The sequence below is a fragment of the Stenotrophomonas sp. NPDC077461 genome, assembly GCF_049545475.1.
Lineage (GTDB): Bacteria > Pseudomonadota > Gammaproteobacteria > Xanthomonadales > Xanthomonadaceae > Stenotrophomonas > Stenotrophomonas nematodicola.
In genome coordinates, this window is the sequence record NZ_JBMWDO010000002.1 from 209459 (window position 1) to 223606 (window position 14148).

At 68.4% G+C, this 14148-nt stretch carries 16 protein-coding genes and 1 tRNA gene; 9 read left to right on the top strand and 8 right to left on the bottom strand.

Translation table 11 applies throughout. The features are described from left to right. Positions 1–26: 26 nt before the first annotated feature. From ACPEH8_RS05560 to ACPEH8_RS05570, 3 genes are all read left to right on the top strand, one after another. Positions 27–701 (top strand): response regulator transcription factor, encoded by a 675-nt coding sequence (locus tag ACPEH8_RS05560; RefSeq protein ID WP_017355257.1) that lies wholly within the window; start codon positions 27–29, stop codon positions 699–701. Next, positions 698–2044: a sensor histidine kinase gene (locus ACPEH8_RS05565; protein WP_153165172.1), complete on the top strand. Its 1347-nt coding sequence runs from the start codon at positions 698–700 to the stop codon at positions 2042–2044. The genes ACPEH8_RS05560 and ACPEH8_RS05565 overlap by 4 nt, the downstream gene beginning before the upstream one ends. Before the next feature lie 71 nt (positions 2045–2115). Next, positions 2116–2358, top strand: coding sequence for a hypothetical protein (locus ACPEH8_RS05570; protein ID WP_153165171.1), 243 nt, complete (start codon positions 2116–2118; stop codon positions 2356–2358). A gap of 18 nt (positions 2359–2376) precedes the next feature. Here the strand turns inward: ACPEH8_RS05570 and ACPEH8_RS05575 are convergent, their stop codons facing one another. After that, a complete protein-coding gene (locus tag ACPEH8_RS05575; protein ID WP_165699822.1) occupies positions 2377–2646 on the bottom strand; it encodes a peptidase in 270 nt (89 codons plus the stop codon). A 193-nt stretch (positions 2647–2839) separates the two neighbouring features. Here ACPEH8_RS05575 and ACPEH8_RS05580 point away from each other — a divergent pair, with 193 nt between their 5' ends. The 4 genes from ACPEH8_RS05580 (at position 2840) to ACPEH8_RS05595 (ending at position 5581) form a co-directional block, all read left to right on the top strand. After that, positions 2840–3898 (top strand): linear amide C-N hydrolase, encoded by a 1059-nt coding sequence (locus ACPEH8_RS05580; RefSeq protein WP_423666336.1) that lies wholly within the window; start codon positions 2840–2842, stop codon positions 3896–3898. A 192-nt stretch (positions 3899–4090) separates the two neighbouring features. Then, positions 4091–4294: a hypothetical protein gene (locus ACPEH8_RS05585; protein ID WP_017355252.1), complete on the top strand. Its 204-nt coding sequence runs from the start codon at positions 4091–4093 to the stop codon at positions 4292–4294. A gap of 369 nt (positions 4295–4663) precedes the next feature. Continuing rightward, a complete protein-coding gene (locus ACPEH8_RS05590; RefSeq protein WP_229296531.1) occupies positions 4664–5203 on the top strand; it encodes a DUF3011 domain-containing protein in 540 nt (179 codons plus the stop codon). A 174-nt stretch (positions 5204–5377) separates the two neighbouring features. Continuing rightward, complete coding sequence (locus tag ACPEH8_RS05595; RefSeq protein ID WP_017355250.1) at positions 5378–5581, top strand: hypothetical protein; 204 nt, start codon at positions 5378–5380, stop codon at positions 5579–5581. A gap of 40 nt (positions 5582–5621) precedes the next feature. Here ACPEH8_RS05595 and dxs read toward each other — a convergent pair whose 3' ends face one another. The 5 genes from dxs to ACPEH8_RS05620 form a co-directional block, all read right to left on the bottom strand. Then, on the bottom strand, positions 5622–7532 hold the full coding sequence (gene dxs, locus ACPEH8_RS05600; RefSeq protein WP_423666237.1) for a 1-deoxy-D-xylulose-5-phosphate synthase: 1911 nt from the start codon (positions 7530–7532) through the stop codon (positions 5622–5624). A 113-nt stretch (positions 7533–7645) separates the two neighbouring features. Further along, a complete protein-coding gene (locus tag ACPEH8_RS05605; protein WP_136003233.1) occupies positions 7646–8305 on the bottom strand; it encodes an HNH endonuclease in 660 nt (219 codons plus the stop codon). A gap of 104 nt (positions 8306–8409) precedes the next feature. Further along, positions 8410–10200, bottom strand: a complete 1791-nt coding sequence (locus ACPEH8_RS05610; protein WP_017355247.1) for an acyl-CoA dehydrogenase C-terminal domain-containing protein — start codon at positions 10198–10200, stop codon at positions 8410–8412. A 45-nt stretch (positions 10201–10245) separates the two neighbouring features. Then, positions 10246–10734 (bottom strand): LEA type 2 family protein, encoded by a 489-nt coding sequence (locus tag ACPEH8_RS05615; protein ID WP_423666239.1) that lies wholly within the window; start codon positions 10732–10734, stop codon positions 10246–10248. 136 nt (positions 10735–10870) lie between these two features. Beyond that, positions 10871–11410, bottom strand: a complete 540-nt coding sequence (locus ACPEH8_RS05620; protein WP_017355245.1) for a lipocalin family protein — start codon at positions 11408–11410, stop codon at positions 10871–10873. A 216-nt stretch (positions 11411–11626) separates the two neighbouring features. Between ACPEH8_RS05620 and ACPEH8_RS05625 the strand changes: the two genes are divergently transcribed. Then, positions 11627–11800: a DUF1328 family protein gene (locus ACPEH8_RS05625; protein ID WP_017355244.1), complete on the top strand. Its 174-nt coding sequence runs from the start codon at positions 11627–11629 to the stop codon at positions 11798–11800. Positions 11801–11874: 74 nt separating this feature from the next. Here the strand turns inward: ACPEH8_RS05625 and ACPEH8_RS05630 are convergent. Both ACPEH8_RS05630 and ACPEH8_RS05635 read right to left on the bottom strand, forming a co-directional pair. Further along, positions 11875–11950 (bottom strand) — tRNA-Phe (locus ACPEH8_RS05630). Between the two features lie 83 nt (positions 11951–12033). Next, the gene (locus tag ACPEH8_RS05635) at positions 12034–13230 is read right to left on the bottom strand and encodes a YbfB/YjiJ family MFS transporter (RefSeq protein ID WP_017355243.1); all 1197 of its coding nucleotides are present in this window, start codon (positions 13228–13230) and stop codon (positions 12034–12036) included. Positions 13231–13314: 84 nt separating this feature from the next. Between ACPEH8_RS05635 and ACPEH8_RS05640 the strand changes: the two genes are divergently transcribed. Then, positions 13315–14139, top strand: a complete 825-nt coding sequence (locus ACPEH8_RS05640) for an AraC family transcriptional regulator (protein ID WP_136003235.1) — start codon at positions 13315–13317, stop codon at positions 14137–14139. Positions 14140–14148 lie beyond the last annotated feature (9 nt).

Consider the following 14148-nt stretch of genomic DNA (forward strand, 5'->3'; position numbering starts at 1 on the left):
CCCCCCGCTCGCCCCCCGTATCCCGCATGCGCATCCTCCTGCTCGAAGACGACCCGGAAATGGCCGGCGCTATCCAGGTGAGCCTGGGCCGGCACGGCATGGTCGTGGACGTGGTGGGCAGCATGGCCCAGGCCGCCGAAGCGCTGCGCGCCGGCGTGCACCAGATCCTGCTGCTGGACCGGCAACTGCCCGATGGCGACGGTGCCGGCTTCGTGCAGGTGGCGCGCGGACTGATCGCCAACCTGCCGGTGATCATGCTGACCGCGCGCGGATCGGTCGCCGACCGGGTGACCGGGCTGGACGTCGGTGCGGACGATTACCTGACCAAGCCGTTCGCAGTCGAGGAGCTGCTGGCGCGCATCCGTGCGATCTCGCGGCGGCCCTCGCAGATCGCATTGCCTGAACTGGCGCTGGGGCGGCTGCAGTTTGATTTCGTGGCGCGCCAGGCCAGCGTGGACGGTGTACTGCTCGCGCTGCCGCGACGGCAGTTGCTGGTGCTTGAAGCGCTGGCGCTGCGCCAGGGACGCACGGTGGCGCGCGCGGCGCTGCTCGAAGCGGTGTACGGCTTCGACGATGCGATCCAATCCAACGCGCTGGACGCGCACGTGTCCAAGCTGCGCAAGGCACTGGCCGAAGCCGATGCGCGCGTGGAGGTGCACGTGATGCGCGGCATCGGCTATCTGTTGAAGGAGGCGTCATGAAGTTCCTCAAGCCCGGCTCGCTGTCCTTCAGCCTGGCCTGGAAGATCTGCCTGATCCAGATCACGATGGTGGCCATCGCACTGGGCGCGCTGGTGCTGGCGTACGGCGACCGCAGCGCGGCCTACATCGACTGGAACCTGAGCCAGACCCTGGCCGATGCGATCCAGGTCCACGACGACGCGCTGCGCGTGGACTGGGTGGCGGTGAATGCGGTGAGCCGTGATCGCCCGGCGGGCTTCTGGTTCGTGGCCGCCGATGAGCAGGGACGGCGCTTGACCCACGGCACCGTGCCGCCGGTCTACCGGTCGCTGGTGCAGCAGCTTCAGCACATAGAACCCACCGACGTCCGCACCCGCACCCGTGGCGATGAACTCGCCGTGCGGGTGATGGTGGGCGAGCATGGCGACGACCGCGTGCACGTGATGATGGGCGGCATGCCGCAGCACGGATTGTGGCGGCAGATGCTGGTGGTGATGCGCTATCTCGGGGGCTGGATCGCCGGCCCGCTGATCGTGATCACGCTGGTGGCCGCGCCCTGGGTAATCCATCGTTCGCTGCGCGGGGTGAACCGCGTGGCCGCGCAGGCCGCCGCGATCCAGGTCACCGAGCGCGGCACCGGGCTGGACACGCGTGCGGTGCCGGCCGAGATCTACCCGCTGGTGGACGCCTTCAACGCAGCCGTGCGGCGGATCGGCGAAAGCTACGACGCGCAGGACCGTTTCCTGGCCGGCGCCGCGCACGAACTGCGCATGCCGATTGCGATTCTGGCCACGCGCATCGCCAACCTGCCCGCAGGTGCCGAGCGCGCACGCCTGCAGCTGGACCTGAGCCGGCTGGGCAACATCACCGAACAGCTGTTGGACCTGCAGCGCTTGGACCACCATGCCAGCCAGTCGCAGCGGGTGGACCTGGCCGCACTGACCGGCGACGTGGCCGGCGACGTGGCGCCGCTGGTGGTCGACGCCGGCTATGCGTTCTCGGTGGACGCGCCGTCGCAGCCGGTGTGGGTCCGTGGCGACCCCCATGCACTGCACCGCGTGGTGGCCAGCCTGGTGCAGAACGCCATCGCGCATGGCGGCGGCCGCGGCACCATCGAGATCGCGCTGGACCCCGCCGCCGAGCTGTGTGTCAGCGATGACGGCCCCGGGGTGCCGCTGGCCGAGCGTGAATCGATCTTCGAACCGTTCCACCGGCTGCGTCCCAGCGGCAGCGGCAGCGGGCTGGGCCTGCACCTGGCACGCGAGATCGTGCATCGCCACGGCGGCACCATCGCCGTGGTGGAGGCGGCCACCGGCGGCGCGCGGTTCCGCATGCGGCTGCCGCTGGACAGCGCGCTGCCATGACCTATGGCAGGCGAAGCGCCCGGCGTGGGGGCGAAGAATCGGTCGGGTTCCCCCTTTCCTGGCGAGGCTGCATGAATCTGTCCCTGTGTGTACGTACTGCGGCCGTTGCCGCCGTGCTGTCGCTGTCAGCCTGTGCGACCACCGATGACGTTGCCGGCCCGCCGCAGTGCGAGGACTCGCCGCTGGTCAAGGAACTGCCCGACCAGGTGGCCCGGCGCGAAAGCCGGTGCCGCGACAGCATCCAGGTGTGGTCCAGCGAGAAGCGCGGCAGTGACCAGCCGCTGGACTTCAGCGGCAAGAACAAGGGCGATTGAGCCGTAGGCCGTGACCGCTCAGCGCGGTTGCGGCGTTTTCGCTGCCGGGCTGGCGCAGTAGGCGTCGATCGCCGCAGGCGTGTTGTCCAGGCCTTGTGCCTTGGCCAGCTCCCACGGCCGCTCGCACTGGCCGCTGCGCGCGCACCAGCGATAGCCGGCCGAGCCGATGCAGCCGTGGCTGTCGCGGTCGCCGCCGACAACAGGGGGCGAGGGCGGCGCTGACGGCACCGCGGGCGAGCAGGCGGCCAGCAGGCCGCAGGACAACAGAAGCGACAGGGCAGTCCTCATCGGGGCGGTGTCCGGGGGGCGATGGCCGCAGGGTAACGCCCTGCGGGCCCGCGATCCTGACGGCGTCCTCACCTGGCGCCGATGCGCCTTGGGTTCACCTGTCCATCACCACCGCTTGGGTGTGATGGCCCGGGCACGGCAGGGAGGCTGGCATCCGCACAGCCCCGCGCGTTGCCCCGGGAGAATCCGCATGATGCCTGTTTCCGCCGTGCGTTGGGCCCTGATTGCGCTTGCCGCCGCGTGCGTGCCGCCACCGGCGCAGGCCTGCACCCGCCTGGTGTATCTGGGCGACAACAAGGACGTGATCACCGCCCGCTCGATGGACTGGAAGACCGACGTCGCCACCAACCTGTGGGTGTTTCCGCAGGGTATCGCACGCGAGGGACAGGCCGGGCGCAATTCGATCCGCTGGACCTCGCGCTACGGCAGCGTGATTGCCAGCGGCTATGACATCTCCACCACCGACGGCCTCAACGAGGCCGGCCTGTCGGCGAACCTGCTGTGGCTGGTCGAATCGGAGTATCCGCAGCAGCGCAGCGGCAAGCCGGGCCTGGCGATCTCGCTGTGGGCGCAGTATGTACTCGACAATTTCGCTACCGTGGCCGAGGCGGTCGCCGCGCTGGAGCGCGAGCCGTTCTCGATCGTCACCGATGCGGTGCCCGGCGAAGCACGGCTGGCCACGCTGCACCTGTCCATGTCCGATGCCACCGGCGACAGTGCCATCGTCGAGTACATCGGCGGCCGCCAGGTCATCCACCATGACCGGGCCTACCAGGTGATGACCAACTCGCCGGTGTTCGAACAGCAGCTGGCGCTCAACAGCTACTGGCAGCAGATCGGTGGCACGGTGATGCTGCCGGGAACGAACCGATCGGCCGACCGGTTCGCGCGCGCGTCGTTCTACGTCAACGCCATTCCCAAAAGCGAGGACCCGGTGGTCGCGCTGGCCAGCGTGTTCAGCGTGATCCGCAACGTCTCGGTGCCCTACGGCATCGCCACGCCGGGCGAACCGAACATTTCATCCACGCGCTGGCGTACTGTGGCCGACCACAAGCGCCGGCTGTACTTCTTCGAATCCGCGCTGACGCCGAACACCTTCTGGGTGGACCTCAACAGGATCGACTTCTCGCGGGCGACCGGCAGGGTTCTCACGCTGGACCTTGGACCGGACCAGCGCAATGTGTTCGCCGGCGACGCGCTGCCGCAGTTCCGGCCGTCGGCACCGTTCGCGTTCCTGGGCACGCCGGACTGAGCGGCTGGCCGGATCACGCCGGCCGGTCGGAGTCGAAAATTCAGACTATTCCGATGTTCCAAACGGAAGGGGCGATCTATCGTGGTTCCCGAGAGCTGGACGCTCTCCCGATGCCCCCGCGTGTGCCACCGGTTCCAGGGAACTGGAGGGTCGCCGCGTGCCCCCGCCACGGAAACGATAGGAATGCCCATCATGTTGATCACCGTGCAATGCCAGGAGCGCCAATGGCGCGTGGTTCATCCGTCGCGCCCGGACGCCATCGATTTCCCAAATGGTGCAGTGGCGTTTGATTTCGCCGATGCGATGGCGCGCGAGCATCACGCCAGTACCGGCGGCGCCAGCGCCGTGCGCGTGGAAGTGCAGGACGCGGCAGTGGAAGCGGTGCGTTACGGGTAACCGCGACCGCGGGCGGAGGGTTCCCCGTGCCAGCGCCAGCCGCCGCAGTGCCCGCGGCGTCCGCTGGATACGCTGGGGACGTGGCCGATGCGGGTCCGGGAAGCGTCGGATCCGCTGATCGCGCTCCAGCCGCGCCGGGTCTGCGCCATCGACGGCTGTTCCACACGCCGCCGCCGCAGCGCATGCTGGAGGTGATGGTCTGCAGTGGCAGACGTGACAGCACCTCGCGTGCGTCAGTCAGGCAGGCGTCGGTTACCTAAATAGGGCATGAAATCGACGACTTCCGGCCTATGTCGCCTACGGCCGCTTTGCCACATCCTGTTCGCCACCACCACACACGGTTTCGAGGCAGGCATGAGGAGCAATGGGATGAGGCAGGGAAAGCAGCGATGGCTGTGGGCGTTGCTGCCCTCGATGCTGGTGCTGGGCGCCACCGCGCACGCGCAGCAGTACGAACGCTATGACGACGGCTACAACAGTGGCCCGGTGCGCTGCGAGTCGAACAAGAACCGCACCCAGCAGTGTCCGCTGGACGGCCGCGCGCGGCTGGTGCGGCAGATTTCCGGCTCGCCGTGCATCGAAGGCGAGACCTGGGGCCAGGCACGCAATGGCGTGTGGGTGACCCGGGGCTGCCGTGCGGAGTTCATCGCCGAGCGTGGGCGTCCCTCGCATGGCGGTGGCCACTGGAATGGCGGCGGCGGCTGGAACAACGGCGGCGGCCGTGGCGAGATCATCAGCTGCGACTCCAAGGACCGTCGCGATCGCCGCTGCAACGTCACTATCCGCCGCGATGTGCGGCTGGTACGCCAGACCTCGGGCACGGCGTGCATCGAGGGGCAGACGTGGGGTTGGGACCGCAATGGCGTGTGGGTGACCGGCGGTTGCCGCGGCCAGTTCCTGGTCAACTGATTCCACCCGGGCCCCGTGCCTCGGGCGTCAGAAAAATCTGATACAGATCACAGTTTCGATGGATTACTGTGCGCGTCGTGGGCCGAATGCGGCCCCGACGCGCCAGAGTGACCGCGCCACGCTGGCCGCGGTCGCGCTCTGGCCCGATATGCCGCCTCAAGGAGAGAGCAACGCATGTTGATCCGCCTGCAACTGGACGAGCGCCTGTGGCGCGTGGTCCACCCGGACAAGCCCGACGGGCTGCGTTTCCGCAACAGTGCCATCGCCTTTGATTTCGCCGACGCGTTGGCGCGCCTCCACCACGCCGATACCGGCCAGCGCAGCGCGGTGCGTGTGGAAGCCAGCGGTGCCTGCGTGGAAGCTGTGAGCTACGGCTGAGCGCGCGGTACCGGGCAACGCCCGGCACGCGCGGCGGGACTCAGCCTGCCGCGCTGAGCGGCTGGCCGAGGGTGGCCAGGGTCGGCCAGCGCTTGAGCACGGCGGCACGGATGCCGGCGGCATCGATACCGGCTTCGGCCAGCAGATCCTCGCGGCTGGCGTGGTGCTGGAAGCTGTCGGGCAGGCCCAGGTGCAGGAACGGCCGCAGCACGTCCTCGGCATTGAGCAGTTCGGCCACGCCGGAGCCGGCGCCGCCGGCCACGACGTTGTCCTCGAGGGTCACAAAGCCGTCATGGCGCTGCGCCAGCTCCAGCAGCAGGTCGCGGTCGAGCGGCTTGATGAAGCGCATGTTGACGACCGTCAGGCCGAGTTCGCGGCCCACTTCCTCGGCCGCCGGCAGGGTGCTGCCGAATGCGAGCAGGGCAACACGACTGCCGAGCACGCGTACCTCGGCCTTGCCGATCTCCAGTGTGGACAGGTCGGTCCCGGCCGCCACGCCGGTGCCGCTGCCGCGCGGGTAGCGCACAGCGGCCGGGCCGGGGTAGCGCAGGCCGGTGGTCAGCATCTGGCGGCATTCGGCTTCGTCCGACGGCGCCATCACCACCATGTGGGGCACGCAGCGCAGGAAGCTCAGGTCCAGGTTGCCGGCGTGCGTGGCGCCATCCGGGCCGACCACGCCGGCGCGGTCGATCGCGAACAGCACGTCCAGCTGCTGGACGGCCACGTCATGGACCAGCTGGTCGTACGCGCGCTGCAGGAACGTGGAGTAGATCGCCACGACGGGTTTGGCGCCCTGGGTGGCCATGCCGGCGGCGAGGGTGACGGCATGCTGCTCGGCGATGGCCACGTCGAAGTAGCGCTCCGGGTACTCCTTGCTGAAACGCACCAGGCCGGACCCTTCGCGCATCGCCGGGGTGATGCCGAGCAGGCGCGGTTCGGCGGCGGCGGCATCGCACAGCCAGTCGCTGAAGACGTCGGTATAGGTCGGCTTCTTGGCGCCGCCCTTGGCGATCAGGCCCTTGTCCGGATCGAACGGACCCACGGCGTGGTAGCCGATCTGGTCGCCTTCGGCGCGTTCGTAGCCCTTGCCCTTGGTGGTCATCACGTGCAGCAGCTTCAGACCCTTGAGGCTCCGGAGCGTCTTCAGCGTGGCCACCAGCGCCGGAATGTCGTGGCCGTCGATCGGCCCGGTGTAGTGGAAGCCCATTTCCTCGAAGAACGTGGACGGCACGAACATGCCTTTCCAGTGCTCTTCCCAGCGCTTGACGAAGCGCGCGGTGGGGTTGTTCTTCTTGTCGCCGAGAATCTTCTTGCCACCCTCGCGCAGCGCATTGAGCGTGCGGCTGCCGGTGGCGCGGCCGAGCATCTTGGTCAGTCCGCCGACGGCCTCGGAGATCGACATGTTGTTGTCGTTGAGGATCACCAGCAGGTTCGGCTCGGTCTCCATGCCGCCGGCGTGGTTCAGCGCCTCATAGGCCATGCCGGCGGTCATCGCGCCGTCGCCGATCACCGCCACTACCTTGCGGTCGTCGCCTTCGCGCTGGCGGGCGATGGCCATGCCGAGCGCGGCCGAGATCGAGGTCGAGGAATGACCGACGCCGAAGGTGTCGAATTCGCTTTCTTCGCGCTTGGGGAACGGCGCCACGCCGTCCTTCTGCTTGACGGTGTGGATCTGGTCGCGGCGGCCGGTCAGGATCTTGTGCGGGTAGGTCTGGTGCCCCACGTCCCACACCAGCTGGTCGACCGGCGTCTGGTACAGATAGTGAAGCGCGACAGTCAGTTCGATCACGCCCAGGCCTGCGCCGAAGTGGCCGCCGCTCTTGCCGACCGATTCGATCAGGTACGCGCGCAACTCGTCGGCAATGGCGGGCAGTTCGGATTCTTCGAACCTGCGCAGATCATCCGGTGACTGGATGCGCGCGAGGCGGGGATAGCGTGCGGAATCGATCATTTTTATCGCGCTTCTTCTCAAGCGCCTATTTTCGCCCCCAAACCGGGGTGGGGCAAGCAAACCGCCACGTCGGTGACCAAATGGTGAGGGTGCCTGCGTCAGTCTGCCGCGGTTCAGGCCGCCAGTTTGGAGCGCTTGGGCAGCTGTGCGCGCAGGAAGGCCATCTGGTCGGCCAGAATATTGCGGTTGGAGAGGATCATGTGCTCGATCCAGCTCGGCCGGTACGGCACCGCCAGCAGGGGCATGCCGGCCTGCTGCGGGGTCCGGTTGCTCTTGCGCGAATTGCAGTGGAAGCAGGCGCTGACCACGTTCTCCCAGACGTCCAGGCCGCCCTTGGAAATCGGCATGACGTGGTCGCGGGTCAATTGCGGGCGATTGAACTGCTGCCCGCAGTACAGGCACAGGTGCGAATCGCGCGCGAACAGCGCCGGGTTGGACAGGTTCGGGGTGGGGTCCAGCGCGCGCGAGCGCGCATGGCCGCGCGCGGCGATGATCGGGTGCAGGTCCATGCCGCTGCGCAGGCCGGTATCGCGGCTGATGCCACCGTGGATGTGCACGCAGGGGTCGCCGAGGGTCCAGGCGACGGCATCACGCGCGTAAAGGCAGGCCGCATCCTGCCAGGTGATCCAGTCCAGCACCCGCCCGTGGGCATCCAGCGACAACAGGCGGACCGAGCCGGGCCGGTGCAGCGTGGCGATGGGCGATGCTTCGGCGACCGGGGCGGACGAGGCTCCGGTATCGATCAGACCCAAGCGTGTAGTGTCTGTCTCCATCGGGAAAACAGCTTATACCCGAATCATTACGAATTGTGTATAGGCGCGCAACGGAGGTGCGCGCCGGGCCGGGCCGACGGTCGGTCGGCACCGGCCCTGCACAGTCAGGCCCCGAACCGCGCGTCGTCCATCGCCATCAGCGAGTCCGCCCCGGCCTGGATGGCCGCCGCGTGGCTGAGCGTGCGCGGCAGCACACGGGCGAAGTAGAAACGCGCGGTCTCGCGCTTGGCCTGCTTGAACGCCTCGCTCTGGGCGGAGGCGTCGGCGGCGGCGACGCTGCGCGCCCACCAGTAGGCCAGCACCACGTAGCCCGAGTAGAACAGGTAGTCGAAGCTGGCCGCGCCCAGCTCGTCGGGGTTGCCGGCCGCGCGCTGCAGGGTGGCCAGGGTCAGCGAGCCCCACTCGTCGGCCTTGGCGCGGAGCGGGGTGATGAACTCGGCCAGCGCCGCGTCGCCCTCATTGGCCTTGGCGAACGCCTCGATCTCGGCCAGCATCAGCTTCAGGCCCGCGCCCTGGCTGGACGCGGTCTTGCGCCCGATCAGGTCCAGCGCCTGGATGCCGGTGGTGCCTTCGTACAGGGTGGTGATGCGCGCATCGCGGGCAAGCTGCTCCATGCCGTGCTCGCGGATGTAGCCGTGGCCGCCGAAGCACTGCAGGGCGTTGTAGGTGTTCTCGATCCCCCATTCGGTCTGGCAGGCCTTGGAGATCGGGGTCAGGAAGCTCACCAGCGTATCGGCGCGTTCCCGCTCGGCGGCATCGTCGGCGTGGTGGGCAACATCGACCAGCGTGGCCGCGTGCAGCGCGAGCAGGCGGCTGCCCTCGACCAGGGACTTGACCGTCAGCAGCATGCGTCGGACGTCCGGATGTACCAGGATCGGATCGGCCGGCTTGTCGGGGAACTTGGCACCGCTCAGTGCGCGCGACTGCAGACGGTCACGCGCGTACGCCAGGGCGTTCTGGTAGGCGCGCTCGGACAGGCCGATGCCCTGCAGGCCGACACCGAGGCGCGCGGTGTTCATCATGGTGAACATCGCCTGCAGGCCCTTGTGCGGCTGGCCGACCAGGTAGCCCTGGGCGCCATCGAAGTTCATGACGCAGGTGACCGAGCCCTTGATGCCCATCTTGTGTTCGATCGAGCCGCAGCGCAGCGCATTGCGTTCGCCCACGTTGCCGTCGCGGTCGACCTTGAACTTGGGGGTGACGAACAGCGAGATGCCCTTGGCGCCGGCCGGGGCGTCGGGGAGCTTGGCCAGCACCAGGTGCACGATGTTGTCGGTGAGGTCGTGCTCACCGGCGGTGATGAAGATTTTGGTGCCGGTGATCGCGTAGCTGCCATCGGCGTTCGGCTCGGCCTTGGTCTTGAGCAGGCCCAGATCGGTGCCGCAGTGCGGTTCGGTCAGGCACATGGTGCCCGTCCAGCGGCCTTCGATCAGCGGCTTCAGGAAGGCCTCCTGCTGCCAGGCTTCACCGTGCTGCTTGAGCGCTTCGATGGCGCCATGCGAGAGCAGCGGGAAGTTGCCCCACGCCAGGTTGGCGGCGTTGATCATTTCGTTGAGCGGCACGCCCAGCGTGTGCGGCAGGCCCTGGCCGCCCAGCTCGGGCGCGGCGGTAAGGCCGGTCCAGCCGCCCTCCACGAACTGCGCATAGGCCTGCTTGAAGCCGGGCGGGGTGGTGACCTCGCCGGTGGCCTGGTCGAGCACGCAGCCGATTTCATCGCCCACGCTGTTCAACGGTGCCAGCACGGTGGTGCTGAAACGGCCGGCTTCTTCCAACACGGCATCGACCACGTCGGTGGTGGCATCGGCAAAGCCCAGGCGGGCAAACAGCGATTCCACCTTGAGGACGTCGTGCAGGGCGAAACGGATATCGGAAAGCGGGGCGGTGTAGCTGCTCATCGGTAGGTCTCGATCAGGTGCAAGGGAAGGCGGACACGCCGCCGGTCAGCGCAGCACGCCGGGCAGGCCGGGGGCCTGGTTGAGCGTGCTGCGTTGGTCGATCTCGAAACTGCGCTGCTTCTTTTCCTGCGGCGTGGCACTGACGGTGCCCGTGAGCTTGTAAGCCAGGGTGCGGTTGCCCGCCAGGGCGTCGGCCACTACCAGGCGGGCGCCGGAGGAAGGTTGCAGGCGCAGGGTGACGACGTCGGCGGACTCGCCGCCGATCGACAGTGCAGGCGTGGTCTGCAGGGTGCCCGCGTCTTCGTCGTCCACCTTCAGGGACAGCGCGACGGCATCGAAGGTCATGGGCATCGAGCTGAAATTCTGCAGCCGCAGGGCGACATCCCAGCCCCCGTCGGCGCGCACGGTCAACTGCTGCAGGCTCGCTGCCGGCGGCGAGACGCGTTTGACCACGCCGGTGTTGCAGGCGGCCAGGGCCAGGGTGGTGCCGGCCACCAGGGCGATCATCGCGGCGGTACGGAAGCGGTGGAACATGGGCGCAATCCTCGTGCAGGGTGCTGCGTGGGTGAAAGCATACTACGGCGTATGGTGGTTGTGCGGCCGCGCGGCGGCCTCCCCGCAAGGGTAGGCGGAGACGGTGTCGTTCAGGTAGGGGGACGCGTCGCGCCGCTCAGTCCAGCGGCGCCATGACCCGCAATGGGCCCAGGTCGTAACCCATCGCCTCGGCCCGGGCCTTGAGGTCGGCGAACTGCGCCTTGTCCATGCTCGGCGAGCGCGACAGGATCCACAGGTACTTCCGGTCCGGATCGCCCACGACCGCCCACTGGTAGTCCGGGTCCAGCGCGATCACCCAGTAGTCGGCCCACACCAGCGGCACCCAGGCCAGCCAGTCCGGTACGAAGCGCACCTGCAGCTGGCCAGGCTCATCCGGCACCGGACGCGCCACGCCCTCGGCCGCGATATGTCCGCCGTCCCCGGTGCGGCACGCGTTGTGCACGCTGATGCGACCGTCTGCGCGCAGCGCATAGGTGGCGGTGATGTCGCCCACGCACTTCTTCTGGAACGACACCGGCAGATGGGCGATCTCGTGCCACTGGCCGGCATAGCGTCCCATGTCCAGGGCAGGGACCGAACGCACCGGCGCGGCGGCGCTGGCGACGGTGGCCGACAGAAGCATGCCGAGGGCAAGCAGGGCAGGACGCAGACGCATGGGAGGACTCCTCGGTGGACGCTCGAGCTTAGGAGGCGGCGGCCGCGCCGGTGTAAAAGTTTCGTCATCGCGGTGTGGCGTGCCGGGGCATCGGCGACAGGCGGACGCACGGAATGCGTCGTGTTTTCACGCATGCGCTGCGATGTGTTCACGACGACGGGACGGCGCGATGACTAGCTTGAATGCTCCAACGGTATCCCGACAGGGGAAAACAGCATGATCAAGTGGGCCATCATTTTTCTGGTCATCGGCCTCATCGCCGGTGCCCTCGGTTTCGCCGGCATCGGCGGGGCAGCCATCGGCATCGCCAAATTCCTGTTCTGGGCCGGCATCATCATCGCCGTCGTGCTGTTCCTGCTCGGCATGACTGTTGCCAAGAAGGTGAGTTAGCGCCCGCCAGCGGATGCCGCGAACGGCATGAGGCAAAAAAAAAGACCTGCATTTCTGCAGGTCTTTTCAAATAGTGGTGGCCGAGGACGGAATCGAACCGCCGACACGGGGATTTTCAATCCCCTGCTCTACCAACTGAGCTACTCGGCCACTTCATCGCTGCGTTGCCGCTGGCGAGGACGCGAATAATACGGAGGTCTGAGAGGTTCGGCAAGCCTTTCATCAAAAAAATTTCACATTTGCTGCTGAGGGTGCCGCGCGGCCTCGCGCATGCCGGCCAGCAGCACGATGCCGATTGCCATGAGGATCGTCGCCAGCAGCAGCGACGCGCGGTAGGAACCGCTGTCGCGGGCGAGCATGCCGGCCACCGCCGGCGCGATGATCTGCGCCACGCCGTAGCTCAGAGTGAGCGTGGCCATCGCCGCAGCAGGGTTCTGCGGATAGTGGCGGCCCACCACGGTAAGCGTGAGGCTGACGATGCCGGCGAAGGTGATCCCAAACAGCAACGCGCTGCCGACGCCCGCAGCGAGGCCGTCGTCGAGCAGCGGCAGCACGAACGACAGGGCCTGCAGCGCGAAGGCGACCCACAGCGCACGGATCATGCCCACGCGCGCAGCCAGCCGATCCCACAGGAACGTCGACGGCACCGCCGCCAGACCGACCAGCACCCATACCGCACTGCCATGCCCGCTGAAGACGGCGGTCTGTTCGAGTATGGCGACGATGAAGGTCGCGCCAATGGCGAAGCCGAAGCCGGCGCAGAAGTAGGCAGCGACCAGGAGCACGCGCCAGCGCCGTGATGGCGGTGGCGGCGCGCTGGCCAGGTGTGCCGCCGACGGCGCGGCGGGTGCCGGCATCCAGCGCCACGCCGGCACCAGGAAGACCACGCCGAGCAGCCCCAGCCAGACCCATTGTCCGCTCGAACCGGCGTGCCCGGCCAGGAGCGCGGTCGCCAGGCCGGACACCGCGATACCCAGGCCGAGCCCGGCGAAATGCAGGCCAAGCCGCGGTCGTCGGCGCTGCGCCAGCAGCCAGTTCAACACCAGCCCGGAGGCCAGCAGCAGGCCGGCGGTACTGGACATGCCGGCGATGAAGCGCAGCACGCTCCAGAGCCACGGCCGGGTGGTGCAGCCCATGAGCGCCGTGGCGGCCACCGCGAGCAGCAGGCCGGCCCGGTAGAAGCGGAACCGGCGCTGCGGGTCGCCGACGCGCGCCACCAGCAGGGTGCCGAGCAGGTAGCCCAGGTAGTTGAACGTTGCCAGCCAGCCGCCCTGCGCGGCGCTCAGCCCGGCATCGGCGCGCATCAGCGGCAACAGCGGCGTGTAGGCGAAGCGGGCCAGACCCACGGTGAGTACCAGGGCGCAGATGCCGGCGCCGATCACCTGCCAGGGGTGCAGCGACGACGGGGACGGCGGGGAGGGCAGGGTCATGGTGGTTGAGGGGGCGGGCGGCGGCAGCCCCATCCTCGGCGACATCGCGCCGGCTGTCTTTCGATAGAATGACGCATCATGTCGATGAAACGACTCTCACTGCCCGCCCGGTCGGCGCCGTGGCGCGACGTGGCGGTGCCGCCGCTGCGTCGGCTGGCCTGGCCGGTGGTGGCACGCAGCCAGCAGCTGGCCGCCGGGGAGCGCTTCCCCCCGCATGCGCACGGCTGGAACCAGCTCGTGTTCGCGACCGAAGGCGTGCTGCAGGTCACCGCCGCGCATGCGCGTTACGTGATCTCACCGCAGCAGGCGCTGTGGGTACCCACCTCGACGGTGCATCACACCGGTGCCTTGAGTACCGCCGCGTTCCGCAACCTGTATGTTGCCGATGACGCGGCCCCGGGCATGCCCGATCACTGTGTGGTAGTGGATGCGTCACCGCTGCTGCGCGAATTGATCGTCGAACTTGGCCGCACCGACCCCGCGCAAGACGCGGCCTGCTACAGCGCACTGTGCGCGGTGATCTGCACGCAGCTCCCACGCCAGACGCGCCACGTGCGGCACCTGCCCTGGCCGCAGGACGCGCGCCTGCAACGGTGGTGCCAGCGGTTGTACGACCATCCCGGTGATACGCGCGACCTGCCGGCCTGGGCGCTGCGGATGGGGATCTCCGCGCGCACGCTTGCGCGTCACTTCCAACGAGAGACCGGCATGAACGTGCGTGCATGGCGGGCGCGCCTGCGCCTGCTGCGCGCGATGGAGGGGCTGGTGCAGGGGCGCTCGCCGACCACCATCGCGCATGAACTCGGCTACGCGTCGGCATCGGCGTTCAATTACATGTTCCGGATCGAAACCGGCATGACCCCGCTGCAATGGCGCCGGGCGCGGCAGGGCACGGACGCGCCGGGCTAGCGACGCGCG